General features: G+C 65.9%; 17 protein-coding genes. 8 read left to right on the plus strand and 9 right to left on the minus strand.

The genetic code is table 11. The annotated features are described in order from the left end of the window. Positions 1 to 45 precede the first annotated feature (45 nt). Positions 46 to 819, minus strand: coding sequence for a ferredoxin--NADP reductase (locus JEY66_RS31720; RefSeq protein WP_018270450.1), 774 nt, complete (start codon positions 817 to 819; stop codon positions 46 to 48). Between the two features lie 146 nt (positions 820 to 965). Between JEY66_RS31720 and JEY66_RS31725 the strand changes: the two genes are divergently transcribed. The 3 genes from JEY66_RS31725 (at position 966) to JEY66_RS31735 (ending at position 4814) form a co-directional block, all read left to right on the plus strand. Continuing rightward, positions 966 to 2162: an amidohydrolase family protein gene (locus JEY66_RS31725; protein ID WP_016842445.1), complete on the plus strand. Its 1197-nt coding sequence runs from the start codon at positions 966 to 968 to the stop codon at positions 2160 to 2162. Between the two features lie 480 nt (positions 2163 to 2642). Next, positions 2643 to 4043 (plus strand): selenium-binding protein SBP56-related protein, encoded by a 1401-nt coding sequence (locus tag JEY66_RS31730; protein ID WP_016842446.1) that lies wholly within the window; start codon positions 2643 to 2645, stop codon positions 4041 to 4043. A 102-nt stretch (positions 4044 to 4145) separates the two neighbouring features. Continuing rightward, a complete protein-coding gene (locus JEY66_RS31735) occupies positions 4146 to 4814 on the plus strand; it encodes a hypothetical protein (protein WP_016842447.1) in 669 nt (222 codons plus the stop codon). Between the two features lie 165 nt (positions 4815 to 4979). On the opposite strand, the gene JEY66_RS31740 is transcribed toward JEY66_RS31735, so the two are convergent. From JEY66_RS31740 to JEY66_RS31775, 8 genes are all read right to left on the minus strand, one after another. Further along, positions 4980 to 5435, minus strand: coding sequence for a MarR family winged helix-turn-helix transcriptional regulator (locus tag JEY66_RS31740; RefSeq protein WP_016842448.1), 456 nt, complete (start codon positions 5433 to 5435; stop codon positions 4980 to 4982). A gap of 15 nt (positions 5436 to 5450) precedes the next feature. Then, positions 5451 to 6155 (minus strand): ABC transporter ATP-binding protein, encoded by a 705-nt coding sequence (locus JEY66_RS31745; protein WP_018270449.1) that lies wholly within the window; start codon positions 6153 to 6155, stop codon positions 5451 to 5453. After that, a complete protein-coding gene (locus tag JEY66_RS31750) occupies positions 6152 to 6943 on the minus strand; it encodes an ABC transporter ATP-binding protein (protein ID WP_016842451.1) in 792 nt (263 codons plus the stop codon). The genes JEY66_RS31745 and JEY66_RS31750 overlap by 4 nt, the downstream gene beginning before the upstream one ends. After that, a complete protein-coding gene (locus tag JEY66_RS31755) occupies positions 6940 to 8829 on the minus strand; it encodes an ABC transporter permease (protein ID WP_018270448.1) in 1890 nt (629 codons plus the stop codon). The genes JEY66_RS31750 and JEY66_RS31755 overlap by 4 nt, the downstream gene beginning before the upstream one ends. A 151-nt stretch (positions 8830 to 8980) precedes the next feature. Then, entirely contained in the window at positions 8981 to 10195 is a 1215-nt protein-coding gene (locus JEY66_RS31760) for an ABC transporter substrate-binding protein (RefSeq protein ID WP_026192458.1), read from the minus strand. Between the two features lie 28 nt (positions 10196 to 10223). Continuing rightward, the gene (locus tag JEY66_RS31765; protein ID WP_016842455.1) at positions 10224 to 10808 is read right to left on the minus strand and encodes an amino acid synthesis family protein; all 585 of its coding nucleotides are present in this window, start codon (positions 10806 to 10808) and stop codon (positions 10224 to 10226) included. 16 nt (positions 10809 to 10824) lie between these two features. Next, entirely contained in the window at positions 10825 to 11835 is a 1011-nt protein-coding gene (locus tag JEY66_RS31770; protein WP_018270446.1) for a UPF0280 family protein, read from the minus strand. Then, the gene (locus JEY66_RS31775) at positions 11832 to 13280 is read right to left on the minus strand and encodes a hypothetical protein (protein ID WP_018270445.1); all 1449 of its coding nucleotides are present in this window, start codon (positions 13278 to 13280) and stop codon (positions 11832 to 11834) included. The genes JEY66_RS31770 and JEY66_RS31775 overlap by 4 nt, the downstream gene beginning before the upstream one ends. Positions 13281 to 13555: 275 nt before the next feature. On the opposite strand from JEY66_RS31775, the gene JEY66_RS31780 reads away from it, so the two are divergent. The 5 genes from JEY66_RS31780 (at position 13556) to JEY66_RS31800 (ending at position 21056) form a co-directional block, all read left to right on the plus strand. Continuing rightward, entirely contained in the window at positions 13556 to 14023 is a 468-nt protein-coding gene (locus JEY66_RS31780) for a (2Fe-2S)-binding protein (protein ID WP_016842458.1), read from the plus strand. After that, positions 14023 to 17565 (plus strand): molybdopterin cofactor-binding domain-containing protein, encoded by a 3543-nt coding sequence (locus JEY66_RS31785; RefSeq protein ID WP_018270444.1) that lies wholly within the window; start codon positions 14023 to 14025, stop codon positions 17563 to 17565. The genes JEY66_RS31780 and JEY66_RS31785 overlap by 1 nt, the downstream gene beginning before the upstream one ends. Before the next feature lie 61 nt (positions 17566 to 17626). Beyond that, complete coding sequence (gene pncB, locus JEY66_RS31790) at positions 17627 to 18931, plus strand: nicotinate phosphoribosyltransferase (protein WP_016842460.1); 1305 nt, start codon at positions 17627 to 17629, stop codon at positions 18929 to 18931. A 45-nt stretch (positions 18932 to 18976) separates the two neighbouring features. Further along, positions 18977 to 20272, plus strand: coding sequence for an O-acetylhomoserine aminocarboxypropyltransferase (locus JEY66_RS31795; protein ID WP_018270443.1), 1296 nt, complete (start codon positions 18977 to 18979; stop codon positions 20270 to 20272). A gap of 4 nt (positions 20273 to 20276) precedes the next feature. After that, a complete protein-coding gene (locus JEY66_RS31800) occupies positions 20277 to 21056 on the plus strand; it encodes an alpha/beta fold hydrolase (protein WP_018270442.1) in 780 nt (259 codons plus the stop codon). Positions 21057 to 21785: the final 729 nt, after the last annotated feature.

Raw genomic sequence — 21785 nt, forward strand, 5'->3', positions numbered from 1 at the left:
TGCGCAAGCTCCTCAGGGTGAGGAGACGGAGTTACTGCGTAGCGGTCAGCGCTCGGCGAACGCCTTCTCGACCACGAACTGCGCGGGCTCGCCGTGATTGCCTTCGACGAAGCCGCGGCCGTTCAGCAGCGTGCGGGTATCGGCGACCAGCGCGGGCGAGCCGCAGATCATGACGCGGTCATGCGCGGCATCGAGCGCCGGCAGGCCGATGTCGGTGAACAGCTTGCCCGAGGTGATGAGGTCGGTGATGCGGCCGCGGTTGCGGAACGGATCGCGCGTCACGGTCGGGTAGTAGATCAGCTGGTCGCGCACCAATTCGCCGATCAGTTCGTCCTGCGGCAGCTTCTCGGTGATCATCTCGCCATAGGCGAGTTCCTTGACGCGGCGGCAGCCGTGCAGCAGCACGACCTTCTCGAAGCGGTCGTAGGTCTCGGGATCCTTGATCACGCTGAGGAACGGCGCGAGGCCGGTGCCGGTGCCGACCAGATAGAGGTTGCGGCCGTCCTCGAGGTTGTCGATGACGAGCGTGCCGGTCGCCTTGCGGCTGACGATGATCTCGTCGCCTTCCTTGAGGTGCTGGAGGCGCGAGGTCAGCGGGCCGTCCGGAACCTTGATCGAGAAGAACTCCAGCGTGTCCTCGTAATTCGCGCTGGCGACGCTGTAGGCCCGCAGCAGCGGCTTCTCGCCGACCTTGAGCCCGATCATGGTGAACTCGCCGTTGCGGAAGCGGAACGACGGATTGCGCGTGGTTTTGAAGGAGAACAGCGTGTCGGTCCAGTGGTGAACGCTGAGGACGCTTTCCTGGTTGAAATTGCTCATCGTCAGTTTCCTTGACGCGCGGGCCGGATTGGCGGCAAACTCATTTGTACACGATCGTTCGTATACAAATGAATAATCCAGCTTGATCCGGCCGTCAAGCCACGGGCACAATGGCCGGCGAAGGCATTGAACCAAAAGGAAAAACCATGGCGCACGATGCACCCCAGGCGACCGGTCCGAGCAAGCTGGTGATCCGCAATATCGGGCTGTTGCTGTCGGGAGCCCTGGAAAAGCCGATCCTGGATGCCGACACCATCGTCGCCGAGAACGGCAAGATCACCGCGATCGGCCGCCTCAAGGACGTCGACACCGAAGGCGCCACCACCATCGTCGATGCCAATGGCACCACGGTCGCGCCCGGCCTGATCGATAGCCACGTTCACCCGGTGGCCGGCGACTGGACGCCGCGGCAGAACCAGATCAACTGGATCGACAGCTATCTGCATGGCGGCGTCACCACCATGATCTCCGCCGGCGAGGTGCACATGCCCGGGCGTCCGCGCGACGTCGTCGGGTTGAAGGCGATGGCGATCTTCGCGCAACGCGCGTTCTGGACGCTGCGTCCGGGCGGCGTGAAGGTGCATGCCGGTGCGCCCGTGATCGAATGCGAGATGGTGGAGGACGATTTCAAGGAAATGGCCGCCGCCGGCGTCAAGCTGCTTGGCGAGGTCGGGCTCGGCGGCGTCAAGGATGGACCGACCGCGCGCAAGATGGTCGGCTGGGCGCGCAAATACGGCATTCAAAGCACGATCCACACCGGCGGCCCGTCGATCCCGGGCTCCGGCCTGATCGACAAGGACGTGGTGCTGGAAGCCGACACCGACGTCGTTGGCCACATCAATGGCGGCCACACCGCCCTGCCCGACGACCAGATCCGCTGCATCTGCGAGGGCTGCAAGCGCGGGCTCGAGCTGGTGCATAACGGCAACGAGCGCTCGGCGCTGTTCACGCTGCGCACCGCGCGCGAGATGGGCGATCTGCACCGCGTCATCCTCGGCACCGACGCACCCGCCGGCTCCGGCGTGCAGCCACTCGGCATCTTGCGGATGGTCTCGCTGTTGTCCTCGCTCGGCGAGCTCCCGGCCGAGCTGGCGTTCTGCCTTGCGACCGGCAACACCGCGCGGATGCGCGAGCTCGATTGCGGCCTGATCGAGGTCGGCCGCTCGGCCGATTTCGTGCTGATGGACAAGGCGCAGCATTCGCCGGGCAAGAACATCCTGGAGAGCGTCCGGCTCGGCGATCTCCCGGGCATCGGCATGACCATCATCGACGGTATCGTCCGCACCCAGCGCAGCCGCAACACGCCGCCCGCGGGCAAGGTGCCGGAGGTGGTGGCGAAGTGAGGTGCACCAAAGCCGTTGCGCGGGGGTGACGGGGTGAACAGCGGTGCAACATATCCGGTGTCGTCCCGGCGCAGGCCGGGACCCATGACCACAGGGTCAGATTGTTGAGAACGGCTGTGGCTCCAGCGCTGCATAACAATCCCCTTCGGTGATTTTGGGTCCCGGCCTGCGCCGGGACGACACTGAGGGTTTGGTGCCACTCGTGAGTCATACATTCACTTGCTCCCAGGGTGATAGTGCTGGATCGGTTGCTCAACCCCTTGAGTGGGCTGCCAGATCGCGCGCAGGCGGCGCGCGGCTTTGCCGCGCCGCCTGCGTAACCGAACCTTGTTTTCACCTGTCGCCATTGCGGTGTATCCTGAGCGCAAGCGAACCTTAGCCGGCGGCACTCGCAAGAGGCATTTTTCGATCCGGAATAGTTCTTGCTGCTGCGTGCCGCCATGCCGTGTTGATCTGCACCAGGCAATCAGGAGGCAGCCGATGACGATGAGGCCAGATCCTACGTTCCACGCGTCGCCGAAGCTCGCGATGGAAGCGCCGGCCGAAAGCTTTGCCTACACCGTGCTGCTCAGTCCGGATTTTTCAAAGCCGGACGCACTCGCGGTGATCGACGTCAAGCCCGGCTCGCCGACCTACAGCAAGATCGTCCATACGTTGACGATGCCCAACAAGGGCGACGAGTTCCACCATTTCGGCTGGAACGCCTGCTCGTCGGCGCTGTCGCCGCTGGCCGGACACGCCTTCCTCGAGCGTCGCTATCTCATCATCCCCGGCATGCGATCGTCCCGGATCTATATCGTCGACACCAAGCCGGACCCGACGCAAGCGAAGATCCACAAGATCATCGAGCCCGAGGAGATCTTCAAGAAGACCGGCTACTCGCGACCGCACACCATCCACTGCGGGCCGGACGGCATCTATGTCAGCACGCTCGGCGGGAGCGGCAAGGACGGCACCGACGGGCCGCCCGGCATCTTCATCATGGACTGCGAGACATTCGAGGTGCTCGGCCGGTGGGAGATCGATCGTGGCCCGCAGACCAAGCATTATGATTTCTGGTGGAACCTGCCGCGCGACTACATGGTGAGCAGCGAGTGGGCCTTGCCGCCGCAGTTCGAGAACGGCATCGTGCCGGAAGACCTGCTGTCGAACAAATACGGCCATCGGCTGCATTTCTGGGACCTGCGCGCCCGACGCAATGTCCAGACCATCGACCTCGGCGCCAATCATCAAATGGCGCTGGAGGTGCGTCCGGCGCACGATCCGGTTCGCGAACACGGCTTCGTTGGCGTCGTGGTCGATACCACGAACCTCGAGGGTTCGATCTGGACCTGGTGGCGCGAGGGCGGCAAGTTTCACATCGAGAAGACGGTGACGATCCCACCCGAGCCTGCATCGAAAGACCAGCTGCCGCCGCTGCTGCAGGGCTTCGGCGCCGTACCTCCGCTGGTGACCGACATCGACTTGTCGATGGATGACAAGTTTCTCTACGTCGCCTGCTGGGGCACCGGCGAGATGCGCCAATACGACGTCAGCGATCCGCGCAAGCCGAAGCTCGCCGGATCGGTCCGCATCGGCGGCATCGTTCATCGCGCGCCACACCCGAACGGACAGGCTTTTGCCGGCGGGCCGCAGATGGTCGAGATCAGCCGCGACGGCAAGCGGGTCTACTGGACCAATTCGCTCTACTCGACCTGGGACAACCAGTTCTATCCGCAAGGCATTCCCGGCGCCGAGGTGATGGCGAATGCAAGCCCGGGCGGCGGCCTCGAACTGGCGAAGGATTATTGGGTCAGCTTCCCCGACGGTTACCGGGCGCACCAGATCCGGCTCGATGGCGGTGACTGCTCCACCGACTCCTTCTGCTATCCGTCGGTCTAGAGCGGTTTCGAGCGAAGTGGGTACCGGTTCGCGTGAAGAAGACGCGTCAAAACAAGAATCCAGAGCCCGTTCCGATTCGATCGGAACGGAAAAGGCCCTGACATGAGCCCGGCCGACTGGACTCCGGCCTGGCTCTGGCTGGCGGTGATTGCGAGCGGCCTCTACCACGGGATCAACCCGGGCATGGGCTGGCCGCTCGCCGTTTCTGCGGGATTGATGCAGCGGAGTTCGCGCGCGCTGCTCGCCGCGCTTGGCCCGCTGGCGATCGGTCATTTGCTGGCGATGCTGCTGGTGATCCTTCCCTTCGCGCTGCTGATCACGCTGGTCGAATGGCAGCGCACGATCCGGATCGGCGCCAGCCTGCTCGTCATCTTGTTCGGTGTCTATCGACTGATCGACCGGCGCCATCCGCGGGCCCTGGCGCGGATACCGCCGACGCAACTCGCTTTGTGGTCCTTTGCGGTCGCGATCGCCCATGGCGCGGCGCTGATGCTGGTGCCGATCTATCTCGGGCTGTGCCGCGAGGCTGAAGCGGACCAAGGCCATGCGGCTGCCAACAGCCTGATCGATACCAGCCTCACGATGGCCGTGCTGGTCTCGATGGTCCATGCCGGCGCGATGATCGCCGCCGGCGGATGCCTGGCGTGGCTGGTCTACCGCTATCTCGGCCTCAAATTCGTATCGCGGAGCTGGTTCAACCTGGACACGGTTTGGGCCCTCAGCCTGGTGCTGGTCGGCGCCGTCGCGCTGGTGCTTGGCCTGGAATCGTAGTGCGGACGCGATGCCCGCCGACGAGCGCGGGACATGACCCGTCCCCTCCCCCGCACGACAGCTTCGCCGTTGTCGCTGAACGGCCCGCGGCGGACAGCCGGGCCGTCGCCCCTTCGAGACGCCGCGCTCCGCGCGGCTCCTCAGGGGTGACGGCGATAGATTGTGTCAGCGAAGCTTGCCGAGCAGCGCGATCAGCGTCTCGCGCTCCTTGGCGTCCAGCGGCGCCAGCGTCTCCCTGGAGATCACCAGCGCGTTGGGCGCGGCCTTGTCGGCCATCTGCTGGCCGGCGCGCGTCAGGCTCACCAGCAGGCGGCGGCCGTCGTCGGGATCCGGCGCGGTCTCGGTCAGGCCGCGCGCGGTCAGGCGATCGATCACGCCCTTGATGGTCGCAACGTCCATCGAGGTCAGCCGCCCGAGCTGGTTCTGCGAGCAGGCGCCGACCTCCGACAGCTTCGACAGCGCCGCCCACTGCGTCGGCGTCAGATTGATGCCGATCTCGCGGGCGAAGATCACGGCGTGACGCTGCGACACCTGGCGCAGGATGAAGCCGATCTGCTCGTCCAGCACGTATCCCGGCTTGGTCGCCTTGACACTTCGCTTCTGCGCAGCACTCCTCGCCATCGTCCACCCCGCCCTTTACAGCGACAGATGCGCGTCGCGGATATCCGGACGCGCATCGAGTTCCGCCATGGTGCCGCCAAAACAGATCCGGCCGCGCTCGATGATGTAGGCGCGATCCGAGATCAGCCGGGCGAAATGCAGATTCTGCTCGGAGACGACGATGCTGACGCCCTCTTTCTTCATCGCCAGGATCGCATCGACCATCTGCTCGACGATTTTCGGCGACAGCCCCTCCGAGGGCTCGTCGAGCAGCACCAGCGACGGATTGCCCATCAGCGTGCGCGCGATCGTCAGCATCTGCTGCTCGCCGCCGCTCATGCGCCCGCCGGGCCGGCCGCGCATCTCGCCGAGGTTCGGGAACAGCTTGAACAGTTTTTCGCGGTCCCATTGCGGCGCGCCCGGCCGCTTCGGCTGGCGGCCGACCTCGAGATTCTCCTCGACCGTCAGATCCGTGAAGATGCGCCGTTCCTCCGGCACATAGCCGAGACCGCCGCGCACGATCGCATGCGTCGGCAAATCGGAGACGTCCCGGCCTTCGAACATCACGCGGCCGGAGCGGTTCTCGACCAGGCCGACGATGGAGCGGAACGTGGTCGATTTGCCGGCGCCGTTGCGCCCGAGCAGTGCCACCACCTCGCCCTCGCCGACCTCGAGCGCGATGTCGAACAGGATATGCGCCGGGCCGTAGAAGCTGTTGAGATCCTTTACCGTCAGCTTCATGCCGATGCTCCCTCGCGGTGCCGGGCGTCATAGACGAGGCCTTCGCCGAGATAGATCGCGCGCACCTGGGCGTTGCCGCGGACCTCTTCGGGCGAACCTTCGGCGATCAGGCTACCGCGGTTCAGCACCAGGATGCGGTCGGCATGCTCGAACACCACGTCCATGTCGTGCTCGGTGAACAGCACGCCGATCGACTGCTCGCGCGCGATCCGCGCCGTCAGCCGCATCAGCTCGACGCGCTCGCGCGGCGCCATGCCGGCGGTCGGCTCGTCCATCAAGAGCAATTTTGGCTGGTTGGCGAGCGCGATCGCGAGCTCGAGCCGCTTGACGTCGCCATAGGCGAGCTCGCCGCACGGCCGCTCCGCATAAGCGCCCATGCCGACCAGATCGAGCAGCCGTCCGGCCTCGTCGCGGGCGTGCCGCGCGGTCGAGGCCCACAGGTTGAACAATTGCCCGCCATGCGAGACCAGCGCGACCTGCACGTTTTCGCGCACCGTCATGGTGGGAAATGTCGCCGCGATCTGGAAGGTGCGGCCGACGCCCATGCGCCAGATCACGCGCGGCTTCTTGCCGGTGGTCTCCGCGCCCAGCACGCGGATGCGGCCGCTGTCGGGAATGTTCTGGCCGTTGAGCATGTCGAAGCAGGTGCTTTTTCCCGCGCCGTTCGGCCCGATCAGCGCCAGAATCTCGCCGGCGCGCAGCTCGAAGGAGACGCCGCGCACGGCATGCACGCCGCCATAGGATTTGGTCAGCCCCTCGACCGACAGCAATGTGGGAACCATGCTCATTCGGCGCTCTCGATGCGGGAGGTCAGCAAGGGCGATACCGACGACGAGGACTTGCGCCGGCGATGCATGAAGGCTTCCAGCGTGCCGACAATGCCCTTCGGGAATGCGACCACGATCAGCACGACGAAGCCGCCGAGCACGAGTTTTGACCAATCGGTCTGGCTGACCAGCCAGATGTTGAGCGCCTTGTAGACGATGGCGCCGACCACCGCGCCCGACACCGTCTCGACGCCGCCGAGCAACACCATGACCAGCGCATCGACCGACAGCGAAATGCCCATATTGTCGGGAAACACACTGCCCTTGAGATAGGCGAACAGCGCGCCGGCAAGGCCGGCGACCGTGCCCGCGATCACGAAGGCGGTCCACTGGATGCGCTTGCCGTCGATGCCGATGGCTTCGCTGCGCAGCGGCGAATCGCGCGTCGCGCGCAGCGCGAAGCCGAACGGCGAGAACACGATGATGCGGAGGATCACGACCGCGAGCGCGGCGATGCCGAGCGACAGCCAGTAGAAATGCGACGGGCTCGCCGCCCACTTTTCCGGCCAGACGCCGAGGATGCCGTTGTCGCCGCCGGTGACCGACACCCATTGGAACGCGATCGACCAGACGATCTGGGCAAAGGCCAGGGTCAGCATCGCGAAATAGACCCCGGAGAGCTGCACGGCGAAGAAGCCGAATACGGCGGCGCCGGCGAGCCCGAGCAGCGGCCCGAGCAGCAGGCAGGCGATCATCGGCAAGCCGGCCATCTTGGCGAGCAGCGCCACGCCATAGGCGCCGAGGCCGAAATAGGCGGCGTGGCCGAACGAGGCGAGCCCGCCGACCGACATCAGGAAGTGCAGGCTGACCGCGAAGATCACGAAGATCGCGATTTCCGAGCCCACCGTGAGCACGTAATTGCCGGCGACGAAAGGCAGCGCGGCGGCGAAGACGAGCACGGCGATCGCGGCGAACCGCTCGTTCATCGTCAGCGGCCGCCACGGATTGACGGTGAGACCAGGCGTGCGCCGTGCCGGCGCCTCCGGCTTGCCGAACAGCCCCCACGGCCGGACGATCAGCACCACCGCCATCACCAGGAACACCAGGATGATGGAGATTTTCGGGAAGATCAGGATGCCGAAGGCGTTGAGCTCCGACACCAGCACCGCCGCGACGAACGCACCGATGATGCTGCCGAGGCCGCCGATCACGACCACGACGAAGACCTCGACGATGACGCGCAAATCCATCGCGTGGTTGACCGCATCGCGCGGAATCTGCAGCGCGCCGCCGAGCGCGGCGAGGAAGACGCCGAGCGCGAACACGCTGGTGAACAGCCATTTCTGATTGACGCCGAGCGCCGCGACCATGTCGCGGTCCTGCGTCGCCGCGCGCACCAGCACGCCCCAGCGGGTACGCTGGAACAGCAGCCAGAGCACGCCGAGCACGACCGGCCCGAGCACGATCAGGAACAGGTCGTAGCTTGGAATATTCTGGCCAAAGAAATCGATCGCGCCCTTGAAGCCCGGCGCGCGGCGGCCGACCAGATCGTCCGGCCCCCAGATCAGCACCACGAGGTCCTCGACCATCAGCGTCAGGCCGAAGGTGGCGAGCAATTGGAACAGCTCCGGCGAGTGATAGATCCGGCGCAGCAGCACCATCTCAACCAGCACGCCGATCGCGGCAACCGCCAGCGCGGCAACGACGATGCCGCCCCAGAAGCCGAGCGCCCCGGAAAAGCGCTCGGTGAGCGTGAAGGCGACATAGGCGCCGAGCATGTAGAACGCGCCATGCGCGAAATTCACGATCCGCGTCACGCCGAAGATGATCGACAGACCTGAAGCGACCAGGAACAGCGACGCCGCGCTGGCAAGACCGGTCAGGAACTGGACGACATAGAAAGCCATGGGCGGTCCGCTTCAACGTGAACTTGCAACAGGGCCTCATCCTTCGAGACGGCGCTCCGCGCCTCCTCAGGATGAGGAGCGAGACCCTCATGGTGAGGAGCGCGGCAACGCCGCGCGTCTCGAACCACGAGGCCCCGCTATATTCGCAACCTCAATCCTTCGGCCGCAGCTTCTCGATCTCGGCATCGCTGGGCAGATAGTCCGAGCCCTTGCGATAGGCGGTGTCGACCATGATGCCCTTGCCGTCCTTCAGCGCGGTCTTGCCGGTGAAGGCGCCGAGCGTCGACTGGTGATCGATCTTGCGGAAGGTGATCTCGCCGAACGGCGACGGCATCGAGATGCCCTCCGCCGCCGCGATCAGCTTCTCCGGATCGCTCGAGCCGGCCTTGGCGAGGATCGCCGCCGCCGCCTTGATGGTCTGGTAGCCGACGATCGAGCCGAGCCGCGGATAGTCGTTGTACTTGCCCTGGTAGGCCTTCAGGAACGCGTCATGCTCAGGCGTCTTGATCGCGTACCAGGGATAGCCGGTGACGATCCAGCCCTCCGGCGTCTCGTCCTTGAGCGGATCGAGATATTCCGGCTCGCCGGTCAGGAAGCTCACCACCGTGCGGCCCTTGAACAGGCCGCGGGTGTTGCCTTCGCGCACGAGCTTGACGAGGTCGGCGCCGAAGGTGACGTTGAGGATCGCTTCCGGGTTCGCCGCGGCAACCGCCTGCACCACCGGGCCGGCGTCGATCTTGCCCTGCGGCGGCCATTGCTCGTCGACCCACTGGATGTCCGGCCGCTTTGCCGACATCAGCTTCTTGAACACCGCGACCGCCGACTGGCCGTATTCATAGTTCGGCGCGATCGTCGCCCAGCGCTTTGCGGGCAGTTTCGCGGCTTCTTCCACCAGCATCGCGGCCTGCATGTAGTTCGACGGCCGCAGGCGGAACGTGTAGCGATTGCCCTTCGACCACGTGATCGCATCGGTCAAAGGTTCGGCCGCAAGGAAGAACACCTTCTTCTGATTGGCGAAGTCGGAGACGGCAAGGCCGATATTGGAGAGGAACGTGCCCGTGAGCATCGCGACGTTCTCGCTCGACACCAGCTCGTTCGCCGCGGTCTGCGCATCCGCCGGCTTGCCGCCATCGTCCTTGGAAACGACCACGAGCTTCTTGCCGTTGATGCCGCCCGCCGCGTTGATCTCTTCCACCGCGAGCTGCCAGCCCTTGCGATAGGGCTCGGTGAACGCCGGCAGCAGCGAGTAACTGTTGATCTCGCCGATCTTGATTTCGCTCTGCGCCAAGGCCTGCGTCGTCATGGCACTCGTTGCCATGGTCGCGACCGCGATCGCCAATCCCGCCCCTACGAAATAACCACGCATCCCGTCCTCCAGTTTTTCTTCAAAGAGATTATCGCAATCCGTCTTCACCCTTGATCTCGCCGACCGTCAGCCCGCCGACGCGCGGCAGCGGCCGTCCACTGTCGGTTACCGCGACCGCGACCATGATCTCGTTGGCCCGCGGCGCGTCGTTGATCTGCACTTCCATGCCGTCGAAATGGCTGCGCACGAAAGCCGCGTCCTTGTGCCCGAGCGGAATATCCAGCGTGGTGCCGGGGCCCGAGCGCTTCTTCGACGACGGGATCAGCGCCGCGCCCTTCGACAGCACCTTGCGCACCGGCGCGCCCATCTTCGGATGCAGGATCGCCGCCGCATGCTCCAGCTCGCCATTCTCGCCGACCGCGGCGGCCTTGCCGTAGCTGTGCGCCTTGGCACCGTCGATGCCGAGCGCGGCGACGGCCCGCTTGGACAGCAATTCGCCGAGTTCCTCTCCGATCGCGATCAGCGGCGACAGATCCTCGACATAGCGACCGGCAAAGGGGTTCTCGATCACGGCGATCGCGGCGGCGCGCCGGGTCGGCGGTGCAATGGTCTTGCCCATCTCCAGATGGGTCTCCTCGACCACGGTGACGATCTTGCGAATGACGGCGCTCATCTTGCCTCGCTCCCGGTCATGCCCGCAGCATGTGTTCTGTCGTTTGTCCCTGCAACGCGTGGGACGCCGACGCGCCTATCCCAGTTGCACCGACAATTCGCGTTTCGCCCAGTAGACGCAATGCCGCGCCCTCGATCAATCCCGGCATCAGGAGGTCGCGCGCCCGCGCCGACCCCGCTTCGAGCGCCTGCTCGATCTCATGTTCCGCCAGCGGCCCGACATCGCGCGTCACCAGCCGTGCGCCGAGATCGCTGTCCGGCTGCAGCTCGCTCGCCGGAACACGCAGGATCGCGGGATGGTCGGGCAAATCGACCGCATTGGCGATCACGGTCGCGGCGGCATCCGCCTGCGACGCCGTCCGCGCCAACACGGTGACGGCATCGGCAATGCCGAGCGAGAAGCTGCGGCCATGGCGGCCGCTGGTCGCGATGCCGCGGACCGGCATGTCGGCATCGACGGTCATGGCGCGCATCACGCCATGGCGGTCCGGCCGATCCATCAGGCCGACCGTGAACTGTTCGCCGTCGCTAAGATGCAGGGCAATGTCACCACCATTGTTGACATAGGCGCGGTCGAGCGGCGCGGCCTCAAGCATCGCGCCCAAAATTTCCTCGGCGACCGAGCCCGCGACCGCTGCCATCGGCGTGATGAAGCAATCGGCGGCAAACGGCGCGACCGCCGCATGCATGCGCCGCGCGACCACGCCTTTCAGCGCGCAGCGCTCTGGATCGGCCGCAGTGCGCAGCTCGGCAAGTTCCGCGCAGAGCTCATCGAGCAATCCGGTGAAGCGTTCCGCCGCCGCCTGATAGGCGGCGCTCACGTCCTCGTCCCTGCCCTTGGCCTCGATGACCAGATCGATGGGACCGTCCTGCAAATGCAGCCGCTTGCCGTCAGGAAGAAGCGCGATTTGCGGGAGCCTCGAGCCCTTTCCGTTCCGATGGAATCGGAACGGGGCTCCAGATTCTTGTTTTGACGCGTTTTCTTTGCGCGAACCGGTATCCACTTCGCTGGAAAACGCTCTGATCATGCGCGCCGCCCGGGAAGAAATGGCATCGGCCGGACCTCTGCGCTGTCGCGCAGCGATGACAGCGGCCGGACGTAGTCCATGTGGCCGCCGAGCGCCGCATAGTCCGACAGCCGCATCGTGAACTCGATCGGCGCCACCAGCGCAGGCGTCGGCACATAGCCGAACGCGCCGGCCGGCATCTGCGTAACATCGACCATGAAGGTGATGCCGCCACCGGGCCAGACATAGACCGGCGCGCCGCCGCTGGTCACCCGCGTCAGTGCGTCCTTCACCGAGCGCGTCAGCCGCACCGGATTGTCGGTGACGCCGGCGCGCAGCGATCCGCCCGCGCCGCCCATGAACAGCACGGTGCACAGCGCCGGCTCGCAATTCTCCTGGATGCGCTCGACCGAGAACTTGAGGTCCGCGGGCATCTCGGTCTCGACCGGCTTCAACGCCTGATCCAGCACGTAATAGGAAGCATGTTCGCCGGTGGTCGAGACCATCAGCATGGTGAGCCCGGGCCGCGCCTCCTTCGCATTGAAGGGACCGAGGATCGACAGCGGATCGGAGATGTTGGTGCCGCCCCACCCGGTGCCAGGATCGGCGACCTGGAAATAGCGGCCCGGCGTCGAGCGCCGCCCCTTCATCTTGATGCCGGTGTCGGCGATATCGAGCAGCTTGCCGGCCTGGTGTTCGCTGAGCACGCCGGTGATGTGGTCGTCGACCACCACCACCTCATCGACCTTACCGTGCCACTGCTTGGCGAACATGCCTATCGTCGCCGAGCCGCAGCCGACCCGCATCCGCTCTTCCGCCACGCCATTGACGATCGGCGGCTTGCCCGCCTGCACCACCACGGTGGCGCCACCGTCGATGGTCAGCTCCACCGCCTTGCAGTTGGAGAGACCCATCAGCGTGTCGCAGGTGACGCGGCCTTCCTTCTTGGAGCCGCCGGTCAGATGATGCACGCCGCCGAGCGAGAGCATCTGCGAACCGTATTCGCTGGTCGTGACATGGCCGACAGCCTCGCCATCCGCGCGCACGGTCGCGGTTTCCGGGCCGAGATAGCGGTCGGTGTCGATCTTCACCTTGACGCCGCAATACGAGAAAATGCCTTCGGTCACCACGGTGACCATGTCGACGCCGTCGACTTCCGACGACACGATGAAGGGCGCGGGCTTGTAGTCCGGATAGGTGGTTCCGGCGCCGATCGCCGTGACGAACAGTTCGGGCTGGCGGACGATCTTGCCGTCCCAGTCGCCGCTCACCTGGAACGGAACCAGCTTGCCGCCATGCGACACGGTGCGCTCCAGCACGACATGCGGATCGACGCGCACCAGCGTGCCGTCATGATTGGCATAGCGGTCGCAGGCGCCGGCCGCACCCGGCTTGATGTAGCACATCACCGGACAGGCATCGCAGCGGATCTTGTCGCCGGCGGCGACGGTCATTGTGTCAGCCATCGTGACCAAGCCTGGACTTGTGGCGGCGGTCGATCATACTGCCCTTCCGCCTCCCATGCATATCGTTCGTATACGAATGATCCTGCGCGCAGGTCTCAAGCCTGTCAAGCGGGCTTTGCGATCAAACCCTGCCATTCGCTTGCGCACCCTGTTCATAAAGCGGGCACGCGCTGCAGCGCGGCATGCCGCCGCTTGCACGTTTGTATACAAACGTTATCCTCGCCGGCGATCTGACGCTGACGTTGCAGCGCAAACATCAAGGGAGAACCGGGGCAATGCGCCTGACCGTGAACGGCAGGAATCATGATGTCGACGCTGCTCCCGACACCGCATTGCTTTACGTGCTGCGCAACGACCTCGAATTGAACGGACCGAAATATGGCTGCGGGCTCGGCGAGTGCGGCGCCTGCGCGGTGCTGATCGACGGCGTCGCCGCGCGCGCCTGCGTAATTCCGATCGAGGGCTGCGCCGGCCGCAACATCGTCACGCTCGAAGGCCTCGGCAGCCGCGAGCATCCCGATCCGGTGCAGGATGCCTTCATCCGCGAACAGGCCGCGCAGTGCGGCTATTGCCTCAACGGCATGATTATCACCACCAAGGCCTTGCTGACGCGCAATCCAAATCCGTCCGAGCATGAGGTGATGGAAGCGCTGCGCTACAATCTCTGCCGTTGCGGCGCCCATATCGAGATCATCCGCGCGGCGATGCGCGCGGCCGGCCACGCGCTCGAGGCGCGCGATTGATGGTCGACGCACGGGCTCCCGAGCAACGCCAGCGCGGCTCGCTGTCGGTCGTCCGCCCTGCGGTGCTCGGCGCGGAAGGCGCGTTGGAGACCTTCATCACCATCACCGCCGACGGCACGGTCAACGCCTATAACGGCCATGTCGATCTCGGCACCGGCATCCGCACCGCGCTCGCACAGATCGTTGCCGAAGAGCTCGACGTCTCCTTTGCCCGCATCGTCGTGATCCTCGGCGACACCGCCGTGGTGCCGAACCAGGGCCCGACCATCGCGAGCGAGACCATCCAGATCACGGCCGTTCCGCTGCGCAAGGCCGCCGCCCAAGCGCGACACTTCTTGCTCGCACGCGCGGCCGAGCGGCTTGAGCTGCCGGCGAGTAGCCTCAAGATCGAGGACGGCCTGATCCGCGGCCACGACAACCGCAGCATCACCTATGGCGAACTGATCGCGGACGAGATCATCCGGCTCGATCTTGCCGATGAGGTTCCGGTCAAGGCCGTGAGTGCCTATTCCGTGGTCGGCAAGTCCGTGCCGCGCGTCGACGTGCCGGCGAAGGCGACCGGCGAGCTCGTCTATGTCCACGATGTGCGCGTGCCCGGCATGCTGCATGGCCGGGTGGTCCGCCCGCCTTACGCCGGCGTCGATGCCGGCCCGTTCGTCGGCACCAGCCTGATCGCGGTCGATGAAGCCTCGGTGCGCGATATCCCCGGCCTCGTTGCGGTGGTGCGGATCGGCGATTTCGTCGGCGTCGTCGCCGAGCGCGAGGAGAATGCGATCAAGGCTGCCGCGCAGCTCGCGGTGAGCTGGAAGCCGGGACCGGCACTGACCGATCTTGCCGACATCGAGAAGGCGCTGCGTGCCAATCCCGCGACGCCGCGCCAGCTGATCGACAAGGGCGACGTCGACGCCGCGCTCAAGGCGGCCGCCAAGCCGATGCAGCGGACCTATCTCTGGCCGTACCAGATGCACGGGTCGATCGGCCCGTCCTGCGCGGTCGCCGATTACAGCGAGGGCGCGATCCGGGTCTGGTCCGGCACGCAGAACCCGCACATCCTGCGCGGCGACCTCGCGCTGCTGATCCAGCGGCCCGAGTCCGAGATCGACGTGATCCGGATGGAGGCGGCCGGCTGCTACGGCCGCAACTGCGCCGACGATGTCTCCGCCGATGCGCTGCTGCTGTCGCGCGCGGTCGGCCGCCCGGTGCGCGTGCAGCTGACCCGCGAGCAGGAACATGCCTGGGAGCCGAAGGGCACCGCGCAGCTGATGGACGTCAATGGCGGGCTCAACGCCGACGGCAGCGTCGCCGGTTACGATTTTGCCACGCGCTATCCCTCGAACGGCGCGCCGACGTTGGCGCTGCTGCTCACCGGGCGGATCGCGCCTGAAGCGGCGGTGTTCGAGATGGGCGACCGCACCGCGATCCCGCCCTACGACTACGAGAATATGCGCGTCGTCGCCAACGACATGCCGCCGATCGTGCGCGCGTCCTGGTTTCGCGGCGTCTCGGCGCTGCCGAACACCTTTGCGCATGAATCCTATATCGACGAGCTCGCGGCGGAGGCCGGGGTCGATCCGATCGAATACCGGCTGCGCTATCTCAGGGACAAGCGCGCGATCGATCTCGTCAACGCCGTTGCCGAGCGCGCCGGCTGGACGCCGCGCCCGGTGTGGAAAGAGCCCGAGGCGGACGGCGACATCGTGCGCGGCCGTGGCTTTGCCTATGCGCTCTACGTGCACAGCAAGTTTCCCGGTTACGGCGCGGCATGGTCGGCGTGGATCGCCGACGTCGCCGTCAACAAGGCGACCGGCGATGTCAGCGTGACGCGCGTCGTCGCCGGCCAGGATTCCGGATTGATGATCAATCCGGAGGGCGTGCGGCACCAGATCGAAGGCAATGTGATCCAGTCGACCAGCCGCGCGCTGATGGAGGAAGTGTCCTTCGAGCGCGGCGCGGTGACGGCGCGGGAATGGGGGGCCTACCCCATCATCAAATTCCCTGAGCTGCCCAAGATCGATGTGCTGATGCTGCCGCGGCAGGACCAGCCGCCGCTCGGCGTCGGCGAGTCCGCTTCGGTGCCGAGCGCCGCCGCGATCGCCAACGCGATCTATGACGCGACCGGCGTCCGCTTCCGCGAATTGCCGTTCACGCCGGAGCGCATTTTGAAGGGATTGCGCGGCGAGCAACCGGCCGCGCCCGCGCCGCTCCCACCGCCTGCGCAGACGGCCAGCCTCAACAGATGGAAGAATCCGTTTGCAAAGCGCGGCGGCGTGCTCGCCGGCATCGCCGCACTCTGCGCAGCGGCGATCGGCATCGGCGCGGCCGTGCTGCCGTGGCGCGCGATCGCGCCGATCGCCCGGCCCGATGCCTCGGTGTATTCCGCCGCGACGATCGCGCGCGGCAAGGAGCTTGCGGCACTCGGCGCTTGCGCGGTTTGCCACACGTCGGAGCATGGCGTCGTGAACGCCGGCGGCCGACCGCTCGAGACGCCGTTCGGCACCATCCACACCACCAACATCACGCCCGATGTCGACACCGGCATCGGCGCCTGGTCCTATCCTGCCTTCGAGCGTGCGATGCGCGAGGGCATTCATCGCGACGGACACCATCTCTATCCGGCGTTCCCGTACAGGCACTTCGCCAGGACCGATGATGCCGACCTGCAGGCGCTCTATGCCTATCTGATGGCACAGGCGCCGGTGCGCGCCGAGACGCCGGCCAACGCGCTGGCCTTTCCGTTCAATCTGCGGCCGCTGCTCGCCGGATGGAATGCGCTGTTCCATCAGGCGCAGGCATTCCAGCCCGATCCATCGAAGTCAACGATATGGAATCGCGGCGCCTATCTGATCGAGGGTCTCGGCCATTGCAGCGCCTGCCACTCGCCGCGCAATACGCTCGGCGCCGAGCGGCAAGCGGCCTATCTCGCCGGCGGCTTCGCCGAGGGCTGGGAGGCGCCGGCGCTGACGTCGCTGTCGAAGGCGCCGATCCCCTGGAGCGAGGACGAGCTCTACGCTTATCTGCGCACCGGTGAGTCCCGCCTGCACGGCGTCGCCGCAGGGCCGATGGCGCCGGTCGTGCAGGAGCTCGCCGCGCTGCCCGACCAGGACATCCGCGCGATGGCGATCTATCTCGCCTCGTTCAACCAGACCGCTGATCGGCCGGCCCACGATGCCTTGGCAGCGAAGCTCGAAGCCGGCACCGTCGTCACCACCGCGGCCTCCGCCGGGGCGCGGATCTATCAAGGCGCCTGCGCGGTCTGCCATGAGGTAGGCGGCCTGCCGCTGTTCGGCAGCCGGCCCTCGCTGGCGCTCAACAGCAATCTGCACAGCGACGCGCCCGACAATCTGATCCAGGTGATCCTGCACGGCATCGCCAAGCCGGCCGTGACCGATCTGGGCTACATGCCGGCCTTCAAGGACAGCATGAGCGACGGCCAGATCGCCGAGCTCGTCACCTTCCTGCGGCGGCAATTTGCCCCTGACAAGCCGGCCTGGACCGATGTCGCCGCCACGGTCGGCCGTATACGGCAGACCATAGCGCGCTGACCTGCCATGTTCCGCCCGATACCCACTGGGCGGGCGGCGCCCGGCAGGCTAAGGTTCCCGCATGACCGTGACAGATATCGCGACCCGGACCTATAACCACGGCTGGCGGCTCGACCCGATCGTGCGCAGCCTGCTGGACACCGATTTCTACAAGCTGTTGATGCAGCAGATGATCCGGGAATGCTATCCGGACACCCGCACGACCTTTTCGGTGATCAACCGCTCGACCCATATCCGGCTCGCCGAGGTCATCGACGAGGCCGAGCTGCGCGCCCAGCTCGACCACGCACGCACCATCCGCTTCACCAAGAAAGAGCTGATCTGGCTCGCCGGCAACACGTTCTACGGCAAGACCCAGATGTTCTCGCCCGATTTCATCAACTGGCTCTCGACCTTCCGGCTGCCCGAATACGAGCTGAACAAGGTCGATGGCCAGTACGAGCTGCATTTCCACGGGCCGTGGACCCACACCACGATGTGGGAGATCCCGGCGCTTGCGATCCTCAACGAGCTGCGCTCGCGCGCGGCGACCAAGACCTACGGCCGCTTCGCGCTCGACGTGCTCTACGCCCGCGCCAAGGCCAAGCTGTGGGCCAAGGTCGAGCGGCTGCGCAAGCTGGACGGCTTGCGGCTGTCCGATTTCGGCACACGCCGCCGCCATGGCTTCCTCTGGCAGCGCTGGTGCGTCGAGGCGGTGAAGGAAGGCCTCGGCCCGTCCTTCACCGGAACGTCGAACGTGCTGCTCGCGATGGACAACGATCTCGAGGCGATCGGCACCAACGCGCACGAGCTGCCGATGGTCGCCGCCGCGCTCGCCAACGACGACGAGGCGCTGCGCTGGGCGCCCTATCGCATCCTCGATCAATGGCGCCACACCTATGGCGGCAACCTCTTGATCGCGCTGCCCGACGCCTTCGGCACCAAGCCGTTCCTGCGCGACGCGCCGGACTGGGTCGCCGACTGGACCGGCTTTCGACCCGACAGCGCGCCGCCGATCACGGCCGGCGAAGAGATCATCAAATGGTGGAAGCAGAAGGGCCGCGATCCCAAGGAGAAGCTGCTGGTGTTCTCCGACGCGATGGATGTCGGCTCGATCGAGGAGACCTTCCACCATTTCAAGGGACGCGTCCGCGTCAGCTTCGGCTGGGGCACCAACCTCACCAACGATTTCGTCGGCTGCGCGCCGGACGGCACCGCCGAGCTCGACCCGATCTCGATCGTCTGCAAGGTGACGTCGGTCGACGGCCGACCGGCCGTCAAGCTCTCCGACAATCCGGAGAAGGCGACCGGCATCCCGTCCGAGGTCGAGCGCTATCTGCGCGTGTTCGGCAATGTCGGCCGCGTTCGCACCGCAGTTCACGTTTAAATCAACGCACCGATCACTCTGATCGACTGACCTGACGAGCTTCCCATGCCCGCACCCAAGCCGCCTGCCTTCGAAACCCTGAGCCTGCACGCCGGCCAGCGCCCCGATCCCGCGACCGGCGCGCGCGCGGTTCCGATCTATCAGACCACGTCCTACGTGTTCCAGGACGCCGACCACGCCGCGGCGCTGTTCAACCTCGAGCGCGCCGGCCACATCTATACCCGCATCTCGAACCCGACGACTGCGGTTCTGGAGGAACGGATCGCCGCGCTCGAATGCGGCGTCGGGGCGATCTGCACCGCCAGCGGCATGGCCGCGATGCATCTTGCGATCGCAACCCTGCTCAATGCCGGCGACCACATCGTCGCCTCCGCCTCGCTCTATGGCGGCACCATCAATTTGCTGGCGCACACGCTGCCGCGGTTCGGCATCACCACGACCTTCGTGAAGCCGCGTGCGCTCGACGAATTCCGTGCCGCGATCAAGCCGAATACGCGGCTCGTGATCGGCGAGACCATCGGCAATCCCGGCCTCGAGGTGCTCGATATCCCTGCGGTTGCTCAAATCGCGCATGACGCGAAGATCCCGCTGTTGATCGACAACACCTTCGCGACGCCCTATCTCAGCCAGCCGATCGAGCTCGGTGCCGATATCGCGATGAACTCCGCGACCAAGTGGATGGGCGGCCACGGCATCGCGATCGGCGGCGTGATCGTCGACGGCGGACGGTTCGACTGGCGCGCCTCCGGCAAATTCCCGCAGCTCACCGAACCCTATGCCGGCTATCACGGCATCGTCTTCGACGAGCAGTTCGGCAAGGCCGCCTTCATCATGCGCGCCCGCACCGAGGGCCTGCGCGATTTCGGCGCCTGCCTGTCGCCGACCAACGCCTTCCAGCTGCTGCAGGGCATCGAGACGCTCGGCGTCCGCATGGACCGCCACGTCAGCAACACCCATCCGGTGCTGGACGCCCTCGCCGCGAACAAGGCGGTCGACTGGGTGCTGCATCCCTCGCTGGAGACGCATCCGGATTACGCGCTCGCCAAGAAGCTGTTGCCGCGCGGCGCCGGCTCGATCGTCAGCTTCGGCATCAAGGGCGGCCGCGCCGCCGGCAAGAAGTTCATCGAGTCCCTCAAGCTGATCAGCCATCTCGCCAATGTCGGCGATGCCAAGACGCTGGTGATCCATCCCGCCAGCACCACGCACCAGCAGATGGATGCCGAGCAACTCAAAGCGGCCGGCATCGGCGAGGAGCTGGTGCGGCTGTCGGTCGGCATCGAAACCGCGCAGGACATCATCGACGATCTCGGCCAGGCGCTGCGCGCCTCGCAAAGGACTTAGGGCCATGCAGCTTTCCGTGAACGGATCAGACACCTTCATCGCGACCGGCGGCAGGCCGTTCGACCCGTCGCTGCCGGCTGTCGTGATGATCCACGGCGCCGGCTTCGATTCCTCGACCTGGGCGCTGCACAGCCGCTGGTTCGCCCATCACGGCTACTCCGTGCTGGCGCCCGATCTGCCCGGCCACGGCCGCTCCGCCGGCAAGCCACTCCCGACCATCGCCGAAATGGCCGACTGGATCGCGGCGCTGATCACGGCGGCCGGCGCATCGAAGGCGCGGCTGATCGGCCATTCGATGGGCTCGCTGATCGCGATCGAGGCCTCGGCGCGGCATCCTGACAAGGTCTCCGGCCTCGCGCTGATCGGCACCGCCGCGACCATGACGGTCGGCCCCGATCTCTTGAAGGCCGCCGAAGCCAATGATGTCTCCGCGATCGACATGGTCTCGATCTGGGGCCTCGGCTTCAAGGCCGAGCTCGGCGGCAGCCTCGCGCCGGGCCTGTGGATGCATCAGGGCGCGCAGCGGGTGCTGCAGGAGGCGAAGCCGGGCGTGCTGTACAACGACCTCAATGCCTGCAACGCCTACCAGAACGCGCTCACGGCGGCTGCCGCGGTCAAGGTGCCCGCGACCTTCATCCTCGGCGAGCGCGACATGATGACCCCGGCCAAGGCCGGCAAGACACTCGCCGCGGCGACGCCGAACGCCCGCACCGTGGTGCTGCCGGGCGCCGGCCATATGATGATGGTCGAGCAGCCCGACGAGCTGCTGGCGGCGCTGCAGTAGGGGCGCCGCGAACTCCTCCTTCCCTTCTCCCCTCATGTCCGCCGTAGCCTTGGCAAAGGCGGATGCGGGAGAAAGTGGCCGCAGGCGGCCCACGGGGCCGCCGTCCTTGCGGGACGCCGATGCCGCATCGGCTATGCGCAGTCCACGCCGGATGAGGGGTCTGTCTCCGCGGAGAGAGCCCCCTCAACCAGCTCCGATGCTTTCACATTCGAAGTGCCCGTTGCCGCCACCACCCAAAATATCGAAAACAACCCCATGCAAAGGAGCAGGGCCGCCGGCCCTCGGACAGGCAACTTGACATGTCGGGCAACTCAGCGATACCTTCTATTATTCAGAAATACCGCAAATGCTCAGCCCGACAGCGTAAGCGTCCGTCGCGAAGAGCGAATTGCCTTGCGTTGAGTCCTTTTGCACTCTCAGGCTAGGAGGCCGATGCATGATGAAGATGATGACCGTCGCATGCACTCTCGGAGCGGCCCTGGTGCTGTGTAACCTCGGGACATCAGGTGCTGAAGCCCGGACGCGGAAGGCACAAGTCGTTCATGAACGAACGAGGTCGTGATCCCGTGGCGGTGGCCATACTGGTGGTGAACAGCGATCACGCCAAATGGATCGCATTCCGGTGCCTCGGTAAGCAGCGGCAGATACCCGGACTGCGTATCGACGGGGGCGGCCAACTTATGCAACCGGCCATGGCCGGGCTAATTAATGATCATCCACCAAACGCCA

The sequence above is a fragment of the Bradyrhizobium elkanii USDA 76 genome, from assembly GCF_023278185.1.
Lineage (GTDB): Bacteria > Pseudomonadota > Alphaproteobacteria > Rhizobiales > Xanthobacteraceae > Bradyrhizobium > Bradyrhizobium elkanii.

Bases quoted from the DNA above. Each gene is read 5' to 3' on its own strand.
- JEY66_RS31720 (WP_018270450.1), bottom strand. From the start codon at position 819: ATGAGCAATTTCAACCAGGAAAGCGTCCTCAGCGTTCACCACTGGACC.
- JEY66_RS31725 (WP_016842445.1), top strand. From the start codon at position 966: ATGGCGCACGATGCACCCCAGGCGACCGGTCCGAGCAAGCTGGTGATC.
- JEY66_RS31730 (WP_016842446.1), top strand. From the start codon at position 2,643: ATGACGATGAGGCCAGATCCTACGTTCCACGCGTCGCCGAAGCTCGCG.
- JEY66_RS31735 (WP_016842447.1), top strand. From the start codon at position 4,146: ATGAGCCCGGCCGACTGGACTCCGGCCTGGCTCTGGCTGGCGGTGATT.
- JEY66_RS31740 (WP_016842448.1), bottom strand. From the start codon at position 5,435: ATGGCGAGGAGTGCTGCGCAGAAGCGAAGTGTCAAGGCGACCAAGCCG.
- JEY66_RS31745 (WP_018270449.1), bottom strand. From the start codon at position 6,155: ATGAAGCTGACGGTAAAGGATCTCAACAGCTTCTACGGCCCGGCGCAT.
- JEY66_RS31750 (WP_016842451.1), bottom strand. From the start codon at position 6,943: ATGAGCATGGTTCCCACATTGCTGTCGGTCGAGGGGCTGACCAAATCC.
- JEY66_RS31755 (WP_018270448.1), bottom strand. From the start codon at position 8,829: ATGGCTTTCTATGTCGTCCAGTTCCTGACCGGTCTTGCCAGCGCGGCG.
- JEY66_RS31760 (WP_026192458.1), bottom strand. From the start codon at position 10,195: ATGCGTGGTTATTTCGTAGGGGCGGGATTGGCGATCGCGGTCGCGACC.
- JEY66_RS31765 (WP_016842455.1), bottom strand. From the start codon at position 10,808: ATGAGCGCCGTCATTCGCAAGATCGTCACCGTGGTCGAGGAGACCCAT.
- JEY66_RS31770 (WP_018270446.1), bottom strand. From the start codon at position 11,835: ATGATCAGAGCGTTTTCCAGCGAAGTGGATACCGGTTCGCGCAAAGAA.
- JEY66_RS31775 (WP_018270445.1), bottom strand. From the start codon at position 13,280: ATGGCTGACACAATGACCGTCGCCGCCGGCGACAAGATCCGCTGCGAT.
- JEY66_RS31780 (WP_016842458.1), top strand. From the start codon at position 13,556: ATGCGCCTGACCGTGAACGGCAGGAATCATGATGTCGACGCTGCTCCC.
- JEY66_RS31785 (WP_018270444.1), top strand. From the start codon at position 14,023: ATGGTCGACGCACGGGCTCCCGAGCAACGCCAGCGCGGCTCGCTGTCG.
- pncB (WP_016842460.1), top strand. From the start codon at position 17,627: ATGACCGTGACAGATATCGCGACCCGGACCTATAACCACGGCTGGCGG.
- JEY66_RS31795 (WP_018270443.1), top strand. From the start codon at position 18,977: ATGCCCGCACCCAAGCCGCCTGCCTTCGAAACCCTGAGCCTGCACGCC.
- JEY66_RS31800 (WP_018270442.1), top strand. From the start codon at position 20,277: ATGCAGCTTTCCGTGAACGGATCAGACACCTTCATCGCGACCGGCGGC.